A 21,747-nucleotide genomic window follows, 5' to 3' on the forward strand; every position below is an offset into this window, starting at 1 on the left:
AGGATTAAATAAGAAAGCGCTTTAAGAAAGGGTGAGGTTAAATGAGCTTCAAAGAAAAATACGGGACTTGGGCATTTGTTGCTGGCGGCTCTGAAGGTATGGGAGGAGCATTTTGCGATCGTTTGGCAAAGGAAGGTATGAATGTTGTGGTGACCGGCAGACACGCAGAAAAAATTGCCAATAAGCAAAAGCAACTGGAAGCAGATTTTGGTGTTGCGACAAGGGGACTGACGATTGATTTTGGCGATGATGAAATTTTACCACAGGTTAAAGCGGCGACTGATGATTTAGAAATCGGCTTTCTAGTTTACAATGTTGGTCTAGCTAGTATGGCACTTTTTACTGAGCGGGATATTGACTTTGAATTGTATCGGTTGAATGCAAATACTAAAAGTATGTTGACTCTGAGCCTGCATTTTTCAAAACAAATGAAGGAGCGGGGCAAAGGTGGGATTATCTTACTTTCTTCTAGCGGCGGCGTGGTCGGTAGCCCTTACATCCAAACTTATTCGGCAACTAAAGCCTATGCCTTCACACTGGCAGAAGCACTGTGGGGTGAGCTGTCAGATTTTGGAATCGATGTGCTGGCGATTTTACCAGGAAATACGATTGGTCAAAATTTTGCAGAGGTTGCTCCGGGTACGCCTAGTTTTCAAACTGGAGCAGAGGTTGTGGAGGAAGCTTTTCAGGCTTTTGGCGTCGACCCAACTGTTATTTGTGGCGACTATACACGCCAAGAGGTTGGCGATAACTTCAACATTCCTAAACGCAAGGAGCAGATTTTAAAATTTAAGGCCGCCATGCAGGCTCTGCAAAAAGATTTTGGTACTGGTAACGATACCAAAGGTTAAGGTCATAAAGAGAATTTCATTTATAAATTGTTACAACAAAAAAACTTGTGCCTTCATGATGCGGGCACAAGTTTTTTGTTAGACAAAATTTTAAAACCAAAGTGGATGCTTTTACTAGCTACATTTTTAGCCAATCATCTGCAACTAATCCAGTAACTGAACGCCAACGCCTAATAAGCCAGGGCCAGTGTGAACCACTAAAGCAGGTGAAATCTGCCCAAAATAAATTTTATTGGCAGTTGGAAAAACCTGTTGCAGCTGTTCCTGCATCATTTCGGCATCGGCTAGAGCATCGCCGTGAGCCACAGCCAAGTTAAATCGTTGATGATTGCCGATAAATTTTTTAACCAGCTCAACAGTTTTTTCCAGACTTTTTTTGCGTCCACGGGTTTTGGCAACGGTATGGTAGACGCCGTTTTCATTACACGAGATGATTGGCGCCAATTTTAAAGCATTACCCAAAATAGAAGCAACTAAGCCAATACGACCACCCTTTTGTAAATATTCTAAGGTAGCGACATTAAAGAAGACCTTGTCTTTTTTTATTTGCTGATCAATTTTTTCTAAAAGAGCGCTCCATGAATAGTCTTCTCTGAGCCATTGGTCAGCTAAAATGGCTAAAAAGCCAGCGCCAATCCCAATATTTTTTGTATCAATCATCGTTATCTCGAGGCCTTCATATTGTTCACCTAATAATCTAACGGCATTGTAGGTACCGCTCAAGCCGCTGGAAATAGTAATAGCCAAGACTTTTTCATAGCCCTGCGCTTTTATCTCATCAAAAATTGCTTGGATCGTTTCACCATCTGGTAAAGAGGTTTTGGGTATTTCAATCGGTAGCCGTTGATAAATTTCTTCAGCGGAGATATCCACTTTATCAGTGTACTCACCATCTTGGTAAATAATTTTTAACGGGATTGTAAAAAAATGCCCCTGTTGGCTAATTTCGGTAGGGACATCGGTGCCAGAGTCCACTAGAATGGCTGCTTTATGTTTGTTCATCACTATTTTCCTCAACTTTCATACGTTCATCTTCTAAGCGAATTGCTTCCTCTGCTAACAATTTTGCCGCAAAAGCAAAGGCTGCTGATTTAACCGCTAAATAATAAGGGGAATTGACTTCGCTAAATATCCCTTCGCTGGCTTTTCCTTGAGCCTGCAGCGCAACAATCTGCAAAGCCTTTTCCTGCTCTTCGCAGAAAATATTATAGGCATTACGAATGCCATCATGCTGACCTTGAAACAAAATTCCCGCCCGAATTTCTGGAATCGTTAAGACTTGCTTCAATAAGGTAATGGCAATTAAAAATGCCAGATGACGTCGACTATATCGTTTTTTTTCAGGTGCGGGAATCAGCTGTAACTTGACATAATTATTGACCATCGCCTTGGTTAACAAAGGCGGTTTATCCTTTGAGATAAATTTTTTGAAATAATTATCTACAAGGTGCAACACTTGATCCATATATAAATCTAGATCAGGCAGCTCATCCCAACGGGGCAGATGAACTTCAGCCAGTTCTTGTCCCCAAATTTTTAATTTATCTTCCATCAAAACCCCTCCATAATTTCTAAAACATGATAACAAAATTTTCGCAACTATACAATATAGTTTTTAAAACTATATAGAAATTTTGTAAATTGAATGATTCAACTATGTTTTTAAATTTTTTGATTCTCTTAATTTCCAGATAGCACTGTATGAATGAATCAAAGTGTAAATCTGCTTTATTTAAGATAAAACTTTAGTTTTTCCTGTGTTAAACGGTTAATTTCGGCAGCAGCAAGAATCTGAAAATTTTGCATTAGCAAAACTTATTCATAAGATTAGCAATTGAAATTGTTTCGCATTTTAAAATGTCTAGAATAAGTATCAGAAAGAACATAAAACATTTTGGAGGAAATTATCATGAGTAAAATAAAAGATGTTGTTGTATTAACTGGAGCAGGCTTAATTGGTGTTGCGATTGCCCGCAGAATTAGCAATGGAAAACATTTGGTTGTAGCAGATTTATCATTGGAAAATGCCCAACGTGTTGCAACTGATTTATATAATGCAGGATTTGATACAAGTGCTGTTCAAGTTGATATTTCATCAAGAGAATCTATTCAAGCCCTTGTCAAAACAGCACAAAGCTTTGGGAATATTACTGGCTTTATTAATGGCGCCGGTGTTTCACCATCACAAGCGCCAATTGAAGCTATTTTAAAAGTTGATTTATATGGAACGGCCGTCTTACTAGAAGAATTTGGCAAAGTTATCGCTGAAGGTGGCAGTGGTGTGGTGATTTCATCACAATCTGGTCATCGTTTAGGAACTTTATCTGAGAAAGAAAGTCAATTATTGGCAACAACCCCAACGGAAGAATTATTGAATCTAGAAATGCTCCAACCTGAAAATGTGAAAGATACTTTGCATGCCTATCAATTATCTAAACGTTGTAATGTCTTACGGGTAATGTCTGAAGCGGTAAAATGGGGCAAGCGTGGTGCACGAGTGAATTCAGTTAGCCGGGAATTATTATCACCCCACTGGCAAATGATGAATTGAACGGTCCTCGTGGTGAAGGCTACCGCCGCATGATTGATGGCTCACCTGTTGGCAGAGCGGGTACGGCTGATGAAGTGGCAAATGTCGCTGAATTATTGATGTCTGACAAAGGTTCATTTATTTCTGGCAGTGATTTTCTAATGGATGCAGGCGTGACAGCTTCTTATTGGTATGGAGATTTAGCACCTGAAAAATGATGAGTATAAAAAGAAAATTCGAGAGTTTTTAATTTGGATGAAGAAAGCAGATTTAAAAGAGTTGGGATTAATTATATTGTAGGGGAATGCATTCAAACAGATGTTGTAATGAATGCAACAAATATAAGTATAAGCAGAAGCAAAATAGATGCTTCTGCTTTTCCTACTATTGGAAGTTTCATGTCTTAACTTTTGTTCAACTTGTCGATTAAGAATAACCAAAGCTGCTGTTGTAAAAAAAAGAATTTGAAAATGAACAAAGACTTTCTAAGGAGAACGATTATGAAAAAATCAGAAGAAACGATGGTTTTAATGGCCTATCGCAATCATTACAGATGGATGATCGAAGCAGATATCGAAAAGTTAGAGCAAAGCTTAGCCCCAACTTTTTTCCTACAGCATATGTCTGGTTTAAAACAAGAAAAAGCAGTTTGGTTAGCAGAAATCGCCTCAGGAGGTATGAATTATCTGGCTAGTCATGAGGATTGGGTTGATACAAAAATTGAAGGAGAGAAAGCTGAGCTAGTTGGTCGTAATAAGGTAGAAGCAATTATCCACGAGAATCAAGGCACTTGGCGTTTACAGCTAAAAATGTCCTTTGAAAAAATTAATGGACAATGGATTATTTTACAAGCCATTGCTAGTATGTATTGATGTATGATAAGAATAGAGCTAAAGCATAAAAATCAGCTATCTGAAAAAGTAGATAGCTGATTTTTATGTTGGAAAGCTTAAGTTATTTTTGCCAAAAATTACTCAGGTCGATGAATACCCACGCTTTCTTTTACATAGAGAGTGTCACTATCAGCGATTTTTACAACTAAATCCGCAATACTTTTGCGGGAAATATCGTGTCCACCAAAGGGTTCACCTTTAAGAGTGACTTGATAATTTGTGTCATTGGAGCTGTCAAACCAACCCGGACGGATAACTGTGTAGTCCAGTCCAGAGCTTTCAATCACATCTGTTGCATCCCGATAAGTTCTTAAAATCGGATTGCTATTCAAATTACCAGAAGCACCGATGGAAGCCGGGATTTCATTATAGATGCCCATGGAAGAAATGAAAATAATTTTCTTAACGCCAACTCGTTTCATAGCGTCGACAATTGCTTCGGCCATTTTTTTCAGATTGCCGCTGAGACTAGCGAAAACAACATCTTGATTTTCCATAGCGGCCTCCAATTCGTTAGCTGTTAGCACACTACCAGAAATTACTTTTTCTCTTTCAGAATTGATACCTCGGATGTGGTGAGCATTTCTAGAAAACAGGGTTAAGTAATCATTTGTTTCCTCTAAAAAAGATTGTCTGGTAACACCGCCAACCGAACCAGTGGCGCCAATAAGTAATATTTTTTTCATCATTCTTTCCTTCTTTCTTGAATTGAGTTTAGCGTATCAGTTGGAGCGCACTCCAAGTCAAGAGGAAACTTTAAAAGGATAGAAAAGTGATTGGCTGATTATTTTACAGGCAAAATTCTGATGGATTTTTTCCAATTTTAGGTTTTGGGGCTGGTCTGATGCTGAATGACTGATAATTACTACTGAGAGAGAGCTTTTATAAAAAAATAATTTTTATGTTAGAAATGTCAAAGCTATGGGCTCACATAGCTTTTCTTGATTATTTGAAAAATTTTTGTTTTACTTAATTCAAGAAAATAGAAGTGGTGATGAAATGCTTTTTAGGCAAATGAATTACTTTGTAACAGTTATCGAGAAAAATAGTTTTACTGAAGCTGCAGAAGAGTTGTTTGTCTCGCAATCTGCGATTTCACAACAAATCCAAGCTTTAGAAGAAGAATTAGGTGTTGAGTTGTTGCATCGACAACATCGAAAATTTTCAGTGACACCTGCAGGGGATTATTTTTATCGAGAAGCCAAACGAGTGTTGGCAGATGTTAATCAAGTGGTTTTTGAGACACAAAGAATTGGCGAGGATGATGAAACCCAATTGAATTTGGGCTATTTGCGAGTTTACAGCGGTCAAGAGTTGCATCAAGCGATTGCTGAATTTTCGGAAACCTATCCAGAAGTTTCTATCAATATTGTCAATGGTACCCACGAGGAATTGTATCAAGAGCTGCGTCAAAACACAGTAGATGTGGTTTTAAGTGATCAAAGACGGGCCTTTTCTGATGAATATATTAACTACGAGCTAATTCAACCAGAAGTATACATTGAAATTTCTGCTAGAAATTCAATGAGTAAAAAAAATGAAATTGATATTGAAGAATTGAATACTATCTCTTGTATTTTAATAGCCAGCAAAGAGCAGCAAGCGTTTGAAGCAGATTTTTATCGAAATACCTTAGGCTTCAACGGGAGCTTTCTTTTTGCGGAGAGCTTGGAGGAAGCAAGAATGATGGTCATTGGCAATCGGGGCATTTTACCTGTTGAGGTTGCAGGAACTTTATCCAGCCCAGCAGTTTCAATAAAACGTTTGCCATTGGTAAAAAATGGCAAAGCCATAATTCGTAACTATTGTGCCTTTTGGAAAAAGGAACGGATCAATTATTATATGGAAGAATTTGCCAGCTTGTTGCATAAGTTGTTTGCATCAGAAAAATAATTGCATTTAGAATGGGTAAATTAGGGCCTGTGAGGAAAAACTCACAGGCTTTTTTGCATTAGTAAAACTTATTCATGAGATAAGAAAGACAAATTGTTCCAACTTAGTTTGGCACCTATACTATTTTATGTAGAGAACAACCCATGAAATGAGGAAAAGAAAATGAAGTTAACCCAAAAGGCCCAAGCATTTCACGAAAAAATGTTTCCTGGATATGTTTCGGATTTTTTAAGAACAGATCCAGAATTTATTGAACGCTTTGATAATTTTGCTTTTGATGAGGTTATTGAAGAAGTGGATTTAGCCGATAAAACACGATTTATGGCAATTTTAGCGACCTTGCTTGGTTCGCAAAGTATTGACGAGTTTAAAGCGATGGTACCCGCTGCCATGAATTTTGGTGTGACACCAGTTGAAATCAAGGAAATCGTTTATCAAAGTGTCGCCTATTTAGGGATTGGTAGAGTGTTTCCGTTTCTCAAAGCTACCAATGAAATTTTTGAAGACAAAGGCCTATCGCTACCTCTTAAGGGCCAAGCGACTACGACGACAGAAAATCGTTTGGAAAAAGGCGGCGAAGCATTAGTCAATATCGTTGGTCCGCAAATGGAAAATTTTGCGACGAGTGGTCCAAAAGAATCTCGACATATTAATAAATGGCTGACGGAAAATTGTTTTGGAAACTACTACACTAGAAATGGATTGACGTATCAAGAACGGGAGATGATTACCTTTTGTTTTCTTTTGGCTCAAGGTGGCTGTGAACCACAATTAACTTCTCATTCTGCGACAAATATGCGAATTGGCAATGACAAAGAATTTTTAATACAAATCATTTCACAGGTGTTACCATTTATCGGATATCCAAGAAGTTTAAATGCATTGGCTTGTGTCAACGCTGCCGCAGATTAATTTTAGTCTTAAACAATGGTTACTGCATTCAACATCTCAAAAGGAGCGATTTCAATGAACATTAAAGAAGCAAGCCTGAAAGTGAGTTTAACTCCGGATACCATTCGTTATTATGAAAAAATTGGTTTGGTGCCACCAGTTAACCGTAATGAAAATGGCATTCGCAATTTCACTTCGGATGATTTATGTTGGTTGCGATTTGCTAAGGATATGCGCGATAGTGGGTTATCGATTGGTGCCAGTATTCGTTATATCAAATTATACGATGATGGAGGAGATACCACTCTTAATGAACGTAAAAATATTTTAGCTGAGGAACAAGCCAGTTTACAAGAAAAAATTGCTGAAATGCAAGCATCACTGACAGCAATTGCCTTTCGCATAGAACACATTGAAGAATTGGAAGGCGAGACTAAATCCGTTTACGCTTAAAAATTGGTAGAAAAAATTTAAAAAACGCATTTTTTTAGCTGATGTGTTGTAAGCTGCCTATGCTGAATGGATGAACGGATTATCATCAAATCTTTATTGCTGATGGATAATTAAAATCAGGTTGCCATTTTTAAATGTAACCACGAAATAAATGATTATAAGCAAACACTCCTGATGCGCTCTTACCGCAACATTAGGAGTGATTTTTACTATTGGTATTTATGCCAATTTATTGTACTCCTCTAAATCTACTGGTTCCATCCAATCTGTTCCACCAGCTTGAATATTTGTTGAAATTGAAATATGGGTGAACCAAGAATCTTTAGCAGCTCCGTGCCAATGTTTTATGTCTGCTGGAATCTGAACTACATCACCTGGATTGAGTTCTTGAGCGGCTTTACCTTCTTCTTGATACCAGCCACGACCATTCGTGCACAATAAAATTTGACCTCCTGCGTGACTATGCCAGTTATTTATACAGCCAGGCGCAAAAGTAATATTACTAGTCGGACAGTTTAAATCATTTTGGGGAACTAATGGCTGGCGATAAACGTCTCCATTGAAATACGGGCTTTCGAATAATTCTCCTAAGGGAAAAACAGGTGTTACTAATTGTTCGTTTGACATTTTGTTTCCTCCGTTCTCATGATTCTTATTTTAAGATTGAGAATAACTCTCTCAGTAAATAAACGACTTTAAAAGTTTTTAGCATAAACAAATTGAATCATAGCTTGTGACTGTTGGGTAAAATCAAGAGAGGAAAGATCATTGCTGCTTCCAACACTAATTTTTTGACTGTCGAATAGAGTCTGTGTCTCTGGTGACATTTGTTTGACCACAAATCGATTAAAACCATCTTTAGAAAGAGCGTCAAATTGAACCAATGATCGAATAGTAGGTGTATAATCTACTTGCGAATTAGGTAATAAAAAGATTCGGTTTCCATTTAACTCAAGCTCTTCTTCAATCATTTGGGCATTCAAATTTAGCGATAAAAAACCAGTAGAGTCAGAAATTTTTTGAAAATAAAATTTTTTTAAAAAGCGATTGAGCTCATTTTTTGTAGGTTTTAGTGAGGATACTGAAACTTGAATTAATTGAGAATAGTTTTTTTGAGTCAAATTATCTTGTGAAATTCCAATTACTGCGAAATCATCTTCAATGTATCGATGCCGATAGAGCCAGAAAAAATTTTTATAAATTTTGTCTCGTGCGACAGTTTCTAAAGCGTCAAAAAGAATATATAAGGCTGAAGCTTCTTTTTTCATGTTGATAACATCTCCATTCACAGAGAGTTTATCCTTGAGAGTATACTCTCAGTCAATAAAAATTTTCCAATACAGCCAATCTTTCTTACTCTAGAAAAGGATGGAGTTCTTCGGAGCGTTTTTTTATTGCCAATATGTCTGCAGGTATTTCTGACTCAGACATAGTCTCATGAATAGCAGTGGTCCCAGCTTCCTTTGAAACTTGATAGCGCCACTTTTTATATTGAATAAATGCTAAGTACTCTTCCATTTGCGCAATTTGTTCTTTGACAGCTATTTCCCGTTCTTCAAACATGGCTAAACGGTCATCAATTGTTTCATCTCCAGTCATGGCCCAATCCACAAACTGTTTGATTTCTCGTAAGGGCATACCGGTATTTTTTAGACAATCAATCAGAAAAAGCCATTTAAAGTCTTCTTCTTTAAACAAACGGATACCGCTCTCGCTTCGTTCGACAAAGGGTAGCAATCCTTTGTTTGAATAATATCTTAATGTATGTGGGGACGTGTTAATTATTTTTGCGGTTTCAGCAACAGTATACATCATTGTTAGAACCTCCTTTAGACTTTAGAGCAACTCTAAGTTCTTATAACGTTATCACGGGTTTAAAATTATTTCAACTGAAGCCTTGACTGAGAGTATACTCTCAACTTTATCCTAGTGTTAAAAGGAGGGCTTGCATGAAAAATAAATTAATATCAATTGGAATTCTTTTTGTCCCTTTACTGCTAACAGCCTGCAATACAGAAACTGAAACTGTAGAATCGAGTGGTAGTGTTTCTTCACAAGTCCCAACGACCACTAGTGAAAGCAGCAGCTTTACCGAAACTACTGAAAGCACTGAAAATACAATAAGAGAAAGTTTGGAGGAAGAAACTATGTCAGAAATTCCTGTTAAAATTTTAGTTCAAGATCAAGAATTGGATGCTATTTTTTATAATAATGATACAACGCAAGCACTTCTACAACAATTTCCTTTAACCTTACCAATGATGGATTTGTATTCCAGAGAAATGTGTTACCGTTTTGAAGAAGATTTACCGGCCTCACAAGCGACTACTAGCGGCTACCAAGTCGGTGATATTGCCTACTGGACTCCTCGCCATAGTTTTGTGATTTTCTATGAACAAAATAATGAAGTGATTAGTAATCTACAAATTGTTGGACATATTGCTTCTGGTGTTGAACTTTTTGCCACAACCGGCGATACTGACGTTACATTTGAAGTGAACAATTAAGAGCTAGGCTTTAGTGTTCACTAGGAAAAGGTGGAATTAGGATGTACTTATTTCAAAAAATTGAAGAAGATGCTGTCCGTCATGAAGATGCGAGAAAATATATTGGTGATTTCCTTTTATTAGAAAAAGGAAATGTTAGCCAGTATTCCATGCAGCAGATTGCTGAAAAAACTTTTACTTCCAAAACAACTTTATTTCGCTATGCAAAAAATCTTGGCTACTCAGGGTGGAAGGAGTTCTTACAAGATTTTTTGGAAGAGGTTCACTATACAGAGCATCATTATTCTAAAGTAGATCCTAATCTCCCTTTCATGCCAAAAGATACCATTCCCGATATCATTGAGAAAATTACGACCATTCAAACAGAGAGTTTGCGAGAAACTGCTGACCAAATGGATGTTGCAAGCTTGAAATTAGCAGCTGAACGAATCCTTCAAGCAAGACGATATATAGTTTTATTTGGTATCAGTCCCAATAATCTATTAGGCGCCATTTTGAAACGAAAGTTTGCCAGTATTGGCATTTTAATGGAAGTCGCATTGACAGATGAAAGTGGTACATACGCTTCCGCAATGAAAGAAGGCGATTGCGGTATTATTCTTTCTTATTCTGGAAACAATGAAGAACGTGAGCCGATGCGCTTTGTCAAAGCTTTAAAAGAACAAAAGGTCAATCTAATTGGGATTACTGGTGGCGGCAAAAATTTTCTTAGAGAAGAAATTGATTGCATTTTAACCATTTCATCTAGAGAACGATTGTATAGTAAAATTTCCAATTTCACTACTGAAGAATCTATTATGCACATTTTTAATTTACTGTATGCTGTCTGTTTTTCAAAGAATTTCGAGGAAAGCTATCAGCATAAAGTTGTGACTTCCAAAAAGTTTGAAAATCGCCGCAATGCTTCTTTAATCAATATGCAAGAAGGGAACTTTGAAGAATCCAATTAAGCCAAAGCTGACCAGACAATTGACTGGTCAGCTCATTTTATTAGACGGTTACTTTGACTGGTTCAATTTTTTCAAGTGCAGATGCGCCATTCGTTGCAATCACTTCTTGATACCAGTAGAAAGATTTTTTCTTGCTTCTCTGATAAGTCCCTTTGCCATAATCATCTAAGTCGACGTAAATAAATCCATAACGTTTGGACATCTGACTAGTTGAGTTTGACAATAAATCGATTGGCCCCCATGCTGTGTAGCCCATTAATTCCACACCATCTTGAGTAATTGCTTGATACATGGCGTTGATGTGGGCCTTAATGTAATCGATTCGATACTGGTCATCAATGGTGCCATCAGGTAAAACTGTATCTTTTGCACCTAAACCATTTTCGACAATCATCAATGGTTTGCGGTAGCGATCATATAAGTCAACTAAAGAAAGACGAAGACCCGATGGATCAATTTGCCAACCCCATTCACTAGCTGGCAAATGAGGGTTTTTAATTCCAATCGTTGTATTACCAGCAGTCAATGCTAGGCCAGTAGCATCAGCTGCTACACAAGAGGTTTGATAATAGCTGAAGGAAACAAAATCAACCGGATGTGCTTTTAAAATTCTAGCATCTTCTTCGGTCATATCAATCTGAATATTGTTGTTTTTAAATTTTGCTTTTAAAAAGGCTGGATATTCGCCAAAGACTTGAATATCGCAGAAGGCATAGACTTGACGCATTTTTTGTTGAGTGGCTAAAACATCTTCAGGCTTACAAGAGAATGGATAGTAGGTCAATTTGGTCGTCATGCAACCAACTTTTGCTGCAGGGGCAATTTGATGAATAAGACCAACGGCTTTGGCACTTGCGACAAATTGATGGTGCATAGCTTGATACATAACATTTTCAAATTCTTCTTTTGGAAAACGCGACTCGATTAAGCCACCGGTCATAAAGGGATGGCGTAAAATACTATCAATTTCATTAAACGTCAGCCAGTATTTTACTTTTCCTTTATAACGACTGACAACAGATTGTACATAATTCATAAAGAAGCCGATAGCTTTACGATTATACCAACCATTGTATTCTTGGCAAAAATACAATGGCGGTTCGTAATGAGACAAGGTAATAATCGGCTCAATGCTATGAGCTAAACATTCATCAATGACATCTTCATAAAATTTTAGGCCCATCTCGTTTGGTTCGACTTCATCACCTTTAGGAAAAATCCGTGACCAGGCAATCGAAAAGCGATAGACTTTAAACCCCATTTCGGCAAATAGTGCAATGTCTTCTTTATAGTGATGATAGTAATCAATACCGTGGCGTTTTGGATAGCTATTTTCGTCTGTACTTGCGAGTGCCTCTGCAATCATTTCATCCGTTATATCTGTATTGGCGTGAACATTGTTCAATTCTTTTAAAGACTTAGGATCACGAAAACGCATCATATCCGCAGTAGAGGGACCTTTACCGTCTTGATTCCAAGCACCTTCAATTTGATTGGCAGCAGTTGCACCGCCCCATAAAAAATCTTTTGGGAAGTTAGTTTTCATAATAAGCAGCTCCTTTTATTTATCTATATATAGCTTAGCAGAAAATTTTAACGTTGTTGTTTCGCTCTGTTCCGTAAATTTATCTTTCAACAGTCTTTTGGAGAAACGCTGTTCCTACTTCGTTGGAAACGCTTGTAAGTAACAATTTACCATGCTAATCTGTGGATAGAAAAATTCGGAGTTAAACTTTGCGCAAAGTTGCCAACATCCAAATTATCCTATCAATGTAAACAAAGGAGAAGGAATATGAGTGATCAATACAAAGATTTAGCAAAACAAATTGTTGATAATGTTGGTGGCGTAGATAATATTGATTCTTTACATCATTGTCAAACTAGACTGCGTTTTAAACTAAAAGATAATGATAAAGCAAATCAAGAAGCGATTGCAGCTTTAGAGGATGTACCCAAAGTGTTAATTAATGGCGGGATGTTTCAAGTTGTTATTGGGATGAATGTTGGAGAAGTGAATGAGGAAGTCGAGAAATATATGAAGGAAAAAGGTTTTACTGGAAGTGGCAGTGTAGACAATAATCCAACTGAAAAGAAAAAGCCTTTAGATGTGGTTGCTGATTTTGTTTCTAGTATTTTTTCTCCAATTATTCCAGCCTTAGCAGGGGCTGGTATGGTCAAAGCGTTGTTGGCTATTTTAGTGACATTTAATTTAGTAGATACGGCGAATCAAACGTATATCATCATTAATATGATTGGAGATGCGACCTTTGCTTTCTTACCAATCCTACTTGCTTTTACCACAGCACAAAAATTGAAAATCAATCCTTATTTAGCAGCAGTTGTTGCCGGAATTATGGTTCATGCAACTTGGGGAACATTAGTTGCAGCAGGTGAGCCAGTCGATTTATTTGGTTTTTTGCCCTTATACCTTGTCCGTTATACAAGTTCAGTTATACCAGTAATTTTAGTTGTGCTAGTCCAAGCACCTATTGAAAAATTTTTAAATAAAATTGTGCCTAAAGCATTACGACTTGTGTTTGTACCGATGATTCTATTTTTAATCATGGGTGTGTTGGCCTTATCCATTATTGGACCAGCGGGAGATTATATTGGAACTGTCTTTACTTTTGCCTTCACTTGGTTGAGTGATAATGTTAGCTGGGCTCCAGCAATGGTGATGGGTGGCTTGTATTCTTTATTAGTAATCTTTGGGTTACATCACGGCTTAGCGCCACTAGGTTTTGTTTCTTTGGCGCAATTAGGATACGATGCTGTGTTCGGCCCAGGTGTGTTAGTTGCGAATGTTGGTCAGGGAACAGCGACATTAATGGTTGGTTTACTTTCTAAAAATAGTAAAACCAAACAAATCGCAACTTCTGCCGGAATTACTGGATTAATGGGAATTACTGAACCAGCATTATATGGCGTGAACGTACCGAAAAAATATCCATTGATTGCAGGCTGTATCGGTGGTGCTCTTGGTGGATTATTTGCAGGAATTACCGGAACTAGAAGATTTGCGACTGGTTCTTCAGGCTTACCTGCCATTGTCATGTATATTGGTGACGATACCATGCGCTTCTTTTATCAGATACTTATTTCAGTGACAATTACTATTGTTGTCACAGCTGTAGTCACTGTTGTTTTATTCAAGAAATATGAAAAAGATTCAGTTGAAAATGCAGATGCTCAAGAACCTATTATGACCAATCAAGAGGTTTCAATTCTTAGTCCAGTTGCTGGTAAAATTATTCCGCTATCTGAAGTAAAGGATCAAGTATTCTCAGAAGGTATTTTAGGTAAAGGTGTTGCTGTTGAACCGACTTCAAATGAAATTTATGCTCCTGTTTCCGGAACCGTTACAACGTTGTTCCCAACAAAACATGCAATTGGAATTACATCAGAGGATGGTACAGAAATATTAATTCATATCGGTTTAGAGACAGTTGAATTAAAAGGTGACTTTTTTGAAGCACATGTCAAACAGGGCGATCAAGTCACACAAGGTCAACTTTTAATTACAGCAGATTTTGATCAAATTAAGCAAGCTGGCTATATTATTCAAACGCCAGTCGTCATTACGAATTCACAAGAATATCGTGAGGTCGAATTCTCACAAGATAAAACGATTACTACTGACGATATTCTTTTGAGCGCACTACCAAAATTATCATAAATTATAAAAAAAATTTGGATGCTCTTAGTGTCCAAATTTTTTTATGCTTTTCTCTTGACTGAGAGTACACTCTCAAGCTTAGCCTATAGAAGTAGTAGAGATGAAAAGAGGGATATCGAGTATGAAAATATTTATTATTGGTGGTTCAGGCAGAGTTGGCCGAGCTCTAAGTCAGGAATTAGTCAGTGAAGGACATGTCGTATATGCGGGAGCTAGAGATATCAGTAAAGTGATAGATGATCCAAATGTGATTCCTGTTTACTTAGACTTACATGCAACAGTTGAAACTATTTCAGATGCTTTCAACGATGCAGAGATAGTTTATTTTACAGCTGGTTCAAACGGCTCAGATTTGTTTCAAACAGAAGCCTATGGTGCCGTTAAAGCAATGCAAGCAGCAGAAATGAAAGGCATCAAACGGTTTATCTTACTAAGCGGTTTTTTTGCCACAAGACCAGAACGTTGGGATGACCCAGAAATACTCGGTATGAAGAATTATTATATTGCGAAGTTTTTTGCAGATAATTGGCTCATGACCAATACCAAACTTGACTACACAATTTTGCAGCCTTCACGTTTAATAGAAAGCCCGAAAACTACTCAAGTCACATTTAGTGTCAGTGATTTAGGAGAAAACTCAATTGGAGATGTGGCAGAAGTATTAGCAAAAATCCCTTTATTTGAAAATACCCAAAATACCATAATCCGTATGGCATCAGGTAGACAAACAATTGATGATTGTTTAGCTGAAGTGTAAAAACAACAAGAGGAGAACTAAAAAGTGGCACAGTTTATTCAAATGCTTACTATTCAACTGAGTTTGGTTATTTATATTTTCACTGGGATTCTCTGTTACAAGTTAGGAATTATCACAGATAAAAACCGCTAACAATTCATTGATTTTATCTTACTGATTATTATGCCCTGCATGGTATTTGATTCCTTTAAATCAGTGACAGTCGATATTTTAAAGGAAGGTTTTCTGGCGTTGTTAATTTCTTTTGGTGTGTGTCTCTTAACCTCTGTTATTGGGCGCTTCATCTATTCTTATGCACCTGAAAATCAACGAAACATTTTGAGGTATGGCACCTTGATTAATAATGCTGGTTTTGCTGGACTTCCAGTAGTTCAATCGATGTTTGGAGCAGAAGGCTTAATACTAGCATCCATTTTTCTAATTTCTATTAGGATTTTTATGTGGTCAGCAGGAATTACGATGTTATCAGAAGAAAAAAAATCACCGAAAGTAGTCTGTCTTCAACTTTAGTTGGCACGGCAGTCATCCTTACTTCAATGCCGGCCGCAACCACAACTGCTTTACTCGCAGCGCAATATCACTCTGATGTGTTATTTGCATCAAAAATTGTCTTTGTCACAACAATTGCATCAATCATTACAAGTCCGCTTTTAATGTTATTACTTAATTGATAGAAGGTAAAAAAATGGAAATCTCAAATAAAAATAAAATGAATCGCATGTTTCTTTTCTCTTCATTGGCTTTAATTGGGCTTTTTGCGGCTTCAGCTAGTCCAATTCCTTTATATTCAAACTACACTGTCCGAATTGATTTGACGAAGTCGCTTATCTCCCTAACTGCAGTTTTTTATTTTGTTGGTTGCATTATCTCATTGATTATTTTATCGAGGTTAGCCAATTATATTGGCAGAAAACCAGTTGCTCTCACAGCTCTGATATTAGGATTGATAGGATTAGCTTTTTTAATCGCTGCAGAACAACCAGTCATGATCATCATTGCCCGTTTCTTTCAAGGGTTGTCTTGTGGGCTAGCCTCAAGTGTCCTGTCTTTATTAATTGTTGAAAGTGGCATTCTCAAAAAGAGTAGCTTGGTCACCGCAATTTCTGGTTCAGCAATTTTTCTGGGTTTAGGAATCGGCGGATTGTTATCGGGAGCTTTAGTTCAGATAAATTCTAATGGAGCGTCTCTTGTCTATTGGATTATCCTATTGTTCCTAGTAGTTTGTCTTGTTGGGATAGTCTTTAGTAATGAAACTTTAGCCGAAAGAAGAAAAGGTGCGTTGAAGTCATTAGTTCCAAATATTTCGATACCTGACAAAGCGAAACCTTATGCTTTACCAGCTGCTTTTTTATTCATAACAAGTTGGTCAATGGGGGGCTATTTTCAAGCTTATAGCTCGACAGTTGGAGCAGAAATCTTTAATATCAACAGTCCTCTTCTTGCAGCAATTATCCTTTCCATGTATATGATTCCTAATCCGATTGGCATTCGAATAGGACAATTTTTTTCAAGAACTAGAGCTCAGCAGGTCGGCGAAATTTTGTATGCCAGTTCAGTTGGGCTACTCGTGGTCTCTTTTACTTTACAGTCCTTAATTTTATGTTTTATTGCAGTATTGGGTGCAGGAATTTCCCAAGGGATTAGTTATTCTAGTGCCATGCAAAACTTGCTTGATAATTCTAAGCCAGAGGAAAAAGCAGGTGTGTTGTCCTTTATATATTTACTATCCTACGGTGGCGCAGCTTTGCCTAGCTTTATATCTGGAAGGATTAGTTCTGTTGTCAGCTTTACGGATATCACGTTTGCTTATTTTATTTTGAATGTCATTTTATGTTTACTAACCTTAGTTTTTCTAAAACGAATGAAAAAAGTAAGTGGAAGGAGGAAAAAAGATGCCACATATTGATTTGAAGATTTCAGCAGAAGTCCCAGAGGAGATTAGAAAAGAGTTAGCCTTAGCTTTTGAAAAAGATATAGTTGAAATAGCCAACCGCTCTCCTGATGAAATATCGATAGCCATTGAAGCAATTCCTAAAGGAGAATGGCAGCCCATATACGATAAAGAAATCGTTCCTAAGATGGCTGAGCTATATAAAAAACCAGGATACAAACTATAATTTTTAATGAACAAGCAGATGAGGAATGGGAATAAAAAGTGTGAAGAAATGGGGTGAGTACCTGTGTTAATAGGAAATATATCATTAGAGTTTTACAGCATGATGTTATTGCTCCCACATGGGATAATCTTTTTTTTAGATTTTTTTAAAAGTCTTTTTTCAAAAGAAAGAGCATCGATTTTGAAAAATATTTTGAAAAATTCACTTTACTATATCCTGCAATGTCTCTTAGTAACAGTCATTATTGGGTGTCTAATTTTTTTATTTCTAAATGTGGATACTTGTTTTGTAGGAAGGAATTTTTTACGATCTAACTTACTTATTTTTTCTCTCGCTGTTTCTTTCTTAATTACCTTAGTTAGGTGTATGAATTATTTTGTGAATCATACATTAGCCAATAAACAGCAATTTTATCCACTAGTGATAATTTATCAAATTATATCAGTTTTTAGTGCAGGATATTTTCTAACTGTTGGTCTAAATTTAGTCAGCTTATAAGATATTGAGTATTATTTTTGACTGAGAGTATACTCTAAAGCTTGTGCTAGTGTTTGTGATAAATAAATTTTTGGAGGTTTTATTATGTCAATTGAAAACAAAGTTGTAGTCATTACAGGCGCTTCTTCAGGAATCGGAGAAGCAACCGCAGAATTATTAGCAAAAGGTGGTGCCAAAGTTGTTTTGGCTGCTAGGCGAGCAGATAAACTAAAAGAGATTGTCAATCAAATTAATCGAGATGGTGGCCAAGCAAGCTATAAAGTAACTGATGTGACAAAACAGGAGGACATGCAGGATTTAATTGATTTTACACTTTCTGAATTTGGTGGACTAGATGTTTTATTTAATAATGCAGGGATTATGCCAACTTCGCCGGTTAGCGCATTGGAAGTTGAAAATTGGAAAAAAACTGTCGATATTAATTTAATGGGCGTCTTGTATGGCGTTGCAGCAGTTATGCCGATTTTCACAAAACAAAAACATGGCCAAATTATTACAACCTCTTCAGTGGCTGGCCTTAAATCCTTTGCGGGCTCAGGTATCTATGGTGCTACGAAGTTTGCGGTAAAAAATCTAATGGAAGTTATCCGGATGGAAAGTGCTCAGGAGGGAACTAATATCCGGACCGCTACACTTTATCCAGCAGCAATAAATACGGAATTATTAAGCACGATTACAGACGAGTCAGCCAAACAACGTATGGAAGCTCACTATAAACAAGTAGGGATTAGTCCTGATGCAGTGGCTCGAGTAGTTGAGTTTGCGATTAATCAACCTGAAGATGTCAATGTAAATGAATTTACAATTTATCCTACTAAACAAGTGTAGCCAAATTATTAAAAATATTCTTTTGAAGGCTTCTATCTCAAAATTAGTTTAGACATATATTAACTCAACTGAAAATCCTCAATTCATCGTGCTACACCAATGATTTGAGGATTTCAGTTTAATTTATGTTACTATAATCTAAAACAAACGGGAGCATAAAAGATGGAATTACGAGTATTAAATTATTTTTTAGTTGTGGCAAGAGAAGAAAATATCACACGAGCTGCAAGTATTTTGCATATTACTCAGCCAACTTTATCCCGGCAATTGGTGCAGTTGGAAGAGGAATTAGGGGTTAAGCTATATCAACGCAGTAAGCACCGGATTATTTTAACTGAGGAAGGGAATTTATTACGGCGTCGCGCGCAAGAAATTTTGCAGTTGACGGAAAAAACCAAACTAGAGTTGGTTGAAGCTGATGAAAATATAGTCGGTGAGATTTCCATTGGTTGTGGTGAGTTGTTAAGTATGGAAAAAATCGGGGATTTGATTTATGAATTTCGGAAAATACATCCATTAGTCAACTTCCATATCATAAGCGGGATGAATGATTTTATCAAAGAACAAATTGAGCAGGGATTAATGGATTTTGGCTTATTGATACAACCTGTCGAAATTGAGAAGTATCAATTTGTTCGAATGACACAACAAGAACGGTGGGGGATTTTAGTCAAAGAAACTCATTCACTGGCTAAAAAGAAGAATGTGACACCAGTTGATTTATTTGGACGTGAACTGATTGTGACAGACAGTAATTCAATTCAAAATGAATTAGCGAGTTGGTTTAATCAAAATGATGCTGAATTAAAAATTGTTTCAACCTATACCTTATTAAATAATGCAGCCATTTTAGTGAATAGTGGTGTGGGAATTGCACTTTGTTTAGAGTTACATGTTACCTATCCTCATCTCAAATTTATCCCTTTTGAGCCGGACCTAACGTTACAATCTGTCTTAGCGTGGAAAGCGAATCAAGTATACTCAGAAGCTACTCGGGCATTTATTGAATTTGTTAAAAATGCTTAAAAGGCATCTGTTTAGATTTAATATAAGTATTAGACATTTATTCTTCAAGACACGATAATGAATCGTGTTGAGAGGAATACATGTCTTTTTTTGTGAGGTGAAAAAATGAAACAGAGTGAAGTTAGCAATCAATATCATATCCCAGTGGAAGTGTTAAAAGAATATGAAACGTGGGGATTATGTGATTCTGTCAAAGCTGTGATGGGCGCATGGCAATACGATGATCAGGATTTAGATCGCTTGGGTAAAATCATGGCATTGCATGATATTGGTTTTGAAAATGACGAGATTAAAGCCTACATGCAACTAACCCTCTTGGAACCCAACTCTCAAGTTCAACAATTAAAACTCTTAGAAAAGAAACGCGGCCAGAAATTAAATCAAATTCATTTGGAAGAACGAAAAATTGAACGAATTGATTATTTACGGCAAGAAATTAGAAAAGCTGAAAGAAAAGGAAGTAAGTTTAAATGAAAACAACCGTATTAGTATTTCATCCAGATTTAACAACATCCAACGTTAATGCAAAATTAGCGGAATCAATTAAAGATTTAGCAAATATCGAAGTTCGTGATATGTACCAATTATATCCAGATTTTAAAATCGACGCAGCCGCTGAACAAGCTGTTCTAGAAAAAGCGGATCGCATTGTTTTACAATTTCCTATGTACTGGTATTCAAGTCCAGCTTTAGTCAAACAATGGGAAAATGCGGTCTTAGCCTATGGTTGGGCTCATGGAACTGACGGCAACAAACTTCACGGCAAAGAATTGTTAATTGCAGTTACACCTGGAGCGCCTACAGAGTTATACGGACATGGCAATGGGTTTAAGTATTCGGTAACCGATTTATTGCGCCCATTTCAAGCCGCTAGTAATTTGATTGGTACAAAATTTATCAAACCATTTATCACAACCGGAGCGTCACGGATGGGTGATGGAGAAATTGCTGAGCGAGCAGCAGCCTATAAAAATTATTTAAGCACTGAAAATCTAACAGTTTTAGCAGATTTTGAATAGGAGGAATCGTAATGGAATATGTGACATTAAGTAATGGTGTAAAAATGCCTAAGTTGGGCTTTGGGGTTTTTCTAATGAATGAACCGGGAGAAGCGGAACAAGCGGTCACTAATGCTTTGAAAACTGGATATCGTTTAATTGATACTGCTTCTAGATATTACAATGAAGAAGAAGTGGGGGCTGCATTGAAGAAAAGCAGCATTCCTCGAGAAGAATTATTCATTACTACAAAACTGTGGTTTAAAGATGCTGGTTATGAAAATACGAAGAGAGCCTTTGAAGTTTCTTTAGAAAAACTAGGCTTAGATTATTTAGATTTATATTTAATTCACCAACCTTTTAATGATTATTATGGTTCATGGCGGGCAATGGAAGAGTTGTACAAAGAAGGTAAAATTCGCGCAATTGGTGTCAGTAATTTCTATCCTGATCGTTTGAAGGACTTAGTGATGCATAATGAGATTGCGCCTATGATTGACCAAAGAGAAACGCATCCGATGAATCAACAATGGGAAGCAGAGGAATGGATGAAACAAGATGGTGTTCAACTTGAAGCTTGGAGTCCACTAGGTCGAGGGAATAAAGAAATTTTTACAAATTCAATCTTAATGAAAATTGCGGACAATCATCAAAAATCAGTGGCCCAAATTATTTTACGTTGGTTTATGCAACGAAACATTGTCACCATTCCAAAAGCTAGCCACGTTGAACGAATGCAAGAAAATTTTGATATTTTTGATTTTGTTTTATCTCATGAAGAGATGGAATTAATCAAAGGGTTAGATCAAAAAACTTCAATTGGTGGCGTTCTTCACAATGACCCCAAAATGCTAGATGTATTAAGTCAATTTGAATAGG

General features: G+C 36.9%; 25 protein-coding genes and 1 pseudogene. 19 read left to right on the top strand and 7 right to left on the bottom strand.

What is annotated here, in order from left to right:
* The first annotated feature begins 41 nt into the window (after positions 1–41).
* Positions 42–851: an SDR family NAD(P)-dependent oxidoreductase gene (locus ORH16_RS05520; protein ID WP_265456979.1), complete on the top strand. Its 810-nt coding sequence runs from the start codon at positions 42–44 to the stop codon at positions 849–851.
* A 144-nt stretch (positions 852–995) separates the two neighbouring features.
* Here the strand turns inward: ORH16_RS05520 and ORH16_RS05525 are convergent, their stop codons facing one another.
* Together ORH16_RS05525 and ORH16_RS05530 are read right to left on the bottom strand one after the other, a co-directional pair.
* Positions 996–1,853 carry a DegV family protein gene (locus ORH16_RS05525; protein WP_265456981.1) on the bottom strand — a complete coding sequence of 286 codons (858 nt, stop codon included), beginning with the start codon at positions 1,851–1,853 and terminating at the stop codon, positions 996–998.
* A complete protein-coding gene (locus ORH16_RS05530) occupies positions 1,840–2,403 on the bottom strand; it encodes a DUF1836 domain-containing protein (RefSeq protein ID WP_265456983.1) in 564 nt (187 codons plus the stop codon). Before ORH16_RS05530 ends, ORH16_RS05525 begins: the two co-directional genes overlap by 14 nt.
* Positions 2,404–2,760: 357 nt before the next feature.
* Between ORH16_RS05530 and ORH16_RS05535 the strand changes: the two are divergent.
* Together ORH16_RS05535 and ORH16_RS05540 are read left to right on the top strand one after the other, a co-directional pair.
* A pseudogene (locus ORH16_RS05535) lies at positions 2,761–3,599 on the top strand (SDR family oxidoreductase).
* Between the two features lie 282 nt (positions 3,600–3,881).
* Positions 3,882–4,253 (top strand): nuclear transport factor 2 family protein, encoded by a 372-nt coding sequence (locus ORH16_RS05540; protein WP_265456985.1) that lies wholly within the window; start codon positions 3,882–3,884, stop codon positions 4,251–4,253.
* A gap of 98 nt (positions 4,254–4,351) precedes the next feature.
* Here ORH16_RS05540 and ORH16_RS05545 read toward each other — a convergent pair whose 3' ends face one another.
* Positions 4,352–4,960, bottom strand: a complete 609-nt coding sequence (locus ORH16_RS05545) for an NAD(P)H-binding protein (protein ID WP_265456987.1) — start codon at positions 4,958–4,960, stop codon at positions 4,352–4,354.
* Between the two features lie 313 nt (positions 4,961–5,273).
* On the opposite strand from ORH16_RS05545, the gene ORH16_RS05550 reads away from it, so the two are divergent.
* The 3 genes from ORH16_RS05550 (at position 5,274) to ORH16_RS05560 (ending at position 7,511) form a co-directional block, all read left to right on the top strand.
* Positions 5,274–6,167, top strand: coding sequence for a LysR family transcriptional regulator (locus ORH16_RS05550; RefSeq protein WP_265456988.1), 894 nt, complete (start codon positions 5,274–5,276; stop codon positions 6,165–6,167).
* A 162-nt stretch (positions 6,168–6,329) separates the two neighbouring features.
* Positions 6,330–7,079, top strand: a complete 750-nt coding sequence (locus ORH16_RS05555; protein ID WP_265456989.1) for a carboxymuconolactone decarboxylase family protein — start codon at positions 6,330–6,332, stop codon at positions 7,077–7,079.
* A gap of 54 nt (positions 7,080–7,133) precedes the next feature.
* Positions 7,134–7,511, top strand: a complete 378-nt coding sequence (locus ORH16_RS05560; protein ID WP_265456991.1) for a MerR family transcriptional regulator — start codon at positions 7,134–7,136, stop codon at positions 7,509–7,511.
* A gap of 219 nt (positions 7,512–7,730) precedes the next feature.
* Here ORH16_RS05560 and ORH16_RS05565 read toward each other — a convergent pair whose 3' ends face one another.
* The 3 genes from ORH16_RS05565 to ORH16_RS05575 all read right to left on the bottom strand — a co-directional run bounded on the left by ORH16_RS05565 (position 7,731) and on the right by ORH16_RS05575 (position 9,326).
* Positions 7,731–8,138 carry a cupin domain-containing protein gene (locus ORH16_RS05565; protein WP_265456993.1) on the bottom strand — a complete coding sequence of 136 codons (408 nt, stop codon included), beginning with the start codon at positions 8,136–8,138 and terminating at the stop codon, positions 7,731–7,733.
* 68 nt (positions 8,139–8,206) lie between these two features.
* Positions 8,207–8,779 (bottom strand): hypothetical protein, encoded by a 573-nt coding sequence (locus ORH16_RS05570; protein WP_265456995.1) that lies wholly within the window; start codon positions 8,777–8,779, stop codon positions 8,207–8,209.
* An 85-nt stretch (positions 8,780–8,864) separates the two neighbouring features.
* A complete protein-coding gene (locus ORH16_RS05575) occupies positions 8,865–9,326 on the bottom strand; it encodes a MerR family transcriptional regulator (protein ID WP_265456996.1) in 462 nt (153 codons plus the stop codon).
* 134 nt (positions 9,327–9,460) lie between these two features.
* Between ORH16_RS05575 and ORH16_RS05580 the strand changes: the two genes are divergently transcribed.
* Positions 9,461–10,018: a cyclophilin-like fold protein gene (locus tag ORH16_RS05580; RefSeq protein WP_265456998.1), complete on the top strand. Its 558-nt coding sequence runs from the start codon at positions 9,461–9,463 to the stop codon at positions 10,016–10,018.
* A gap of 41 nt (positions 10,019–10,059) precedes the next feature.
* On the top strand, positions 10,060–10,968 hold the full coding sequence (locus ORH16_RS05585; RefSeq protein WP_265456999.1) for a MurR/RpiR family transcriptional regulator: 909 nt from the start codon (positions 10,060–10,062) through the stop codon (positions 10,966–10,968).
* Between the two features lie 40 nt (positions 10,969–11,008).
* On the opposite strand, the gene ORH16_RS05590 is transcribed toward ORH16_RS05585, so the two are convergent.
* Positions 11,009–12,514: a glycoside hydrolase family 1 protein gene (locus ORH16_RS05590; protein WP_265457000.1), complete on the bottom strand. Its 1,506-nt coding sequence runs from the start codon at positions 12,512–12,514 to the stop codon at positions 11,009–11,011.
* Positions 12,515–12,760: 246 nt separating this feature from the next.
* Between ORH16_RS05590 and ORH16_RS05595 the strand changes: the two genes are divergently transcribed.
* The 11 genes from ORH16_RS05595 (at position 12,761) to ORH16_RS05640 (ending at position 21,746) form a co-directional block, all read left to right on the top strand.
* On the top strand, positions 12,761–14,644 hold the full coding sequence (locus ORH16_RS05595; RefSeq protein WP_265457001.1) for a beta-glucoside-specific PTS transporter subunit IIABC: 1,884 nt from the start codon (positions 12,761–12,763) through the stop codon (positions 14,642–14,644).
* A 121-nt stretch (positions 14,645–14,765) separates the two neighbouring features.
* Positions 14,766–15,401: an NAD(P)-binding oxidoreductase gene (locus ORH16_RS05600; protein WP_265457002.1), complete on the top strand. Its 636-nt coding sequence runs from the start codon at positions 14,766–14,768 to the stop codon at positions 15,399–15,401.
* 171 nt (positions 15,402–15,572) lie between these two features.
* A complete protein-coding gene (locus ORH16_RS18940; protein ID WP_416207837.1) occupies positions 15,573–15,911 on the top strand; it encodes an AEC family transporter in 339 nt (112 codons plus the stop codon).
* On the top strand, positions 15,842–16,072 hold the full coding sequence (locus tag ORH16_RS05605) for a hypothetical protein (protein WP_265457003.1): 231 nt from the start codon (positions 15,842–15,844) through the stop codon (positions 16,070–16,072). The genes ORH16_RS18940 and ORH16_RS05605 overlap by 70 nt, the downstream gene beginning before the upstream one ends.
* A 14-nt stretch (positions 16,073–16,086) precedes the next feature.
* A complete protein-coding gene (locus tag ORH16_RS05610) occupies positions 16,087–17,307 on the top strand; it encodes an MFS transporter (protein WP_265457005.1) in 1,221 nt (406 codons plus the stop codon).
* A complete protein-coding gene (locus tag ORH16_RS05615; protein WP_265457007.1) occupies positions 17,294–17,518 on the top strand; it encodes a hypothetical protein in 225 nt (74 codons plus the stop codon). Before ORH16_RS05610 ends, ORH16_RS05615 begins: the two co-directional genes overlap by 14 nt.
* 582 nt (positions 17,519–18,100) lie before the next feature.
* Complete coding sequence (locus ORH16_RS05620; RefSeq protein ID WP_265457009.1) at positions 18,101–18,844, top strand: SDR family oxidoreductase; 744 nt, start codon at positions 18,101–18,103, stop codon at positions 18,842–18,844.
* 162 nt (positions 18,845–19,006) lie between these two features.
* Positions 19,007–19,870, top strand: coding sequence for a LysR family transcriptional regulator (locus ORH16_RS05625; protein ID WP_265457011.1), 864 nt, complete (start codon positions 19,007–19,009; stop codon positions 19,868–19,870).
* 105 nt (positions 19,871–19,975) lie between these two features.
* Entirely contained in the window at positions 19,976–20,344 is a 369-nt protein-coding gene (locus tag ORH16_RS05630; protein ID WP_265457013.1) for a MerR family transcriptional regulator, read from the top strand.
* Entirely contained in the window at positions 20,341–20,889 is a 549-nt protein-coding gene (locus tag ORH16_RS05635; protein WP_265457015.1) for an NAD(P)H-dependent oxidoreductase, read from the top strand. The genes ORH16_RS05630 and ORH16_RS05635 overlap by 4 nt, the downstream gene beginning before the upstream one ends.
* A gap of 11 nt (positions 20,890–20,900) precedes the next feature.
* On the top strand, positions 20,901–21,746 hold the full coding sequence (locus tag ORH16_RS05640) for an aldo/keto reductase (RefSeq protein ID WP_265457017.1): 846 nt from the start codon (positions 20,901–20,903) through the stop codon (positions 21,744–21,746).
* Position 21,747 lies beyond the last annotated feature (1 nt).

The organism is Enterococcus sp. HY326, from assembly GCF_026157065.1.
In the GTDB taxonomy this organism is placed as follows: domain Bacteria; phylum Bacillota; class Bacilli; order Lactobacillales; family Enterococcaceae; genus HY326.

Bases quoted from the DNA above. Each gene is read 5' to 3' on its own strand.
- ORH16_RS05640 (WP_265457017.1), top strand. From the start codon at position 20,901: ATGGAATATGTGACATTAAGTAATGGTGTAAAAATGCCTAAGTTGGGC.
- ORH16_RS05520 (WP_265456979.1), top strand. From the start codon at position 42: ATGAGCTTCAAAGAAAAATACGGGACTTGGGCATTTGTTGCTGGCGGC.
- ORH16_RS05570 (WP_265456995.1), bottom strand. From the start codon at position 8,779: ATGAAAAAAGAAGCTTCAGCCTTATATATTCTTTTTGACGCTTTAGAA.
- ORH16_RS05625 (WP_265457011.1), top strand. From the start codon at position 19,007: ATGGAATTACGAGTATTAAATTATTTTTTAGTTGTGGCAAGAGAAGAA.
- ORH16_RS05540 (WP_265456985.1), top strand. From the start codon at position 3,882: ATGAAAAAATCAGAAGAAACGATGGTTTTAATGGCCTATCGCAATCAT.
- ORH16_RS05580 (WP_265456998.1), top strand. From the start codon at position 9,461: ATGAAAAATAAATTAATATCAATTGGAATTCTTTTTGTCCCTTTACTG.
- ORH16_RS05565 (WP_265456993.1), bottom strand. From the start codon at position 8,138: ATGTCAAACGAACAATTAGTAACACCTGTTTTTCCCTTAGGAGAATTA.
- ORH16_RS05530 (WP_265456983.1), bottom strand. From the start codon at position 2,403: ATGGAAGATAAATTAAAAATTTGGGGACAAGAACTGGCTGAAGTTCAT.
- ORH16_RS05555 (WP_265456989.1), top strand. From the start codon at position 6,330: ATGAAGTTAACCCAAAAGGCCCAAGCATTTCACGAAAAAATGTTTCCT.
- ORH16_RS05525 (WP_265456981.1), bottom strand. From the start codon at position 1,853: ATGAACAAACATAAAGCAGCCATTCTAGTGGACTCTGGCACCGATGTC.
- ORH16_RS05590 (WP_265457000.1), bottom strand. From the start codon at position 12,514: ATGAAAACTAACTTCCCAAAAGATTTTTTATGGGGCGGTGCAACTGCT.
- ORH16_RS05545 (WP_265456987.1), bottom strand. From the start codon at position 4,960: ATGAAAAAAATATTACTTATTGGCGCCACTGGTTCGGTTGGCGGTGTT.
- ORH16_RS05620 (WP_265457009.1), top strand. From the start codon at position 18,101: ATGTCAATTGAAAACAAAGTTGTAGTCATTACAGGCGCTTCTTCAGGA.
- ORH16_RS05575 (WP_265456996.1), bottom strand. From the start codon at position 9,326: ATGATGTATACTGTTGCTGAAACCGCAAAAATAATTAACACGTCCCCA.
- ORH16_RS05585 (WP_265456999.1), top strand. From the start codon at position 10,060: ATGTACTTATTTCAAAAAATTGAAGAAGATGCTGTCCGTCATGAAGAT.
- ORH16_RS05635 (WP_265457015.1), top strand. From the start codon at position 20,341: ATGAAAACAACCGTATTAGTATTTCATCCAGATTTAACAACATCCAAC.
- ORH16_RS05630 (WP_265457013.1), top strand. From the start codon at position 19,976: ATGAAACAGAGTGAAGTTAGCAATCAATATCATATCCCAGTGGAAGTG.
- ORH16_RS05600 (WP_265457002.1), top strand. From the start codon at position 14,766: ATGAAAATATTTATTATTGGTGGTTCAGGCAGAGTTGGCCGAGCTCTA.
- ORH16_RS18940 (WP_416207837.1), top strand. From the start codon at position 15,573: ATGGTATTTGATTCCTTTAAATCAGTGACAGTCGATATTTTAAAGGAA.
- ORH16_RS05595 (WP_265457001.1), top strand. From the start codon at position 12,761: ATGAGTGATCAATACAAAGATTTAGCAAAACAAATTGTTGATAATGTT.
- ORH16_RS05615 (WP_265457007.1), top strand. From the start codon at position 17,294: ATGCCACATATTGATTTGAAGATTTCAGCAGAAGTCCCAGAGGAGATT.
- ORH16_RS05610 (WP_265457005.1), top strand. From the start codon at position 16,087: ATGGAAATCTCAAATAAAAATAAAATGAATCGCATGTTTCTTTTCTCT.
- ORH16_RS05550 (WP_265456988.1), top strand. From the start codon at position 5,274: ATGCTTTTTAGGCAAATGAATTACTTTGTAACAGTTATCGAGAAAAAT.
- ORH16_RS05560 (WP_265456991.1), top strand. From the start codon at position 7,134: ATGAACATTAAAGAAGCAAGCCTGAAAGTGAGTTTAACTCCGGATACC.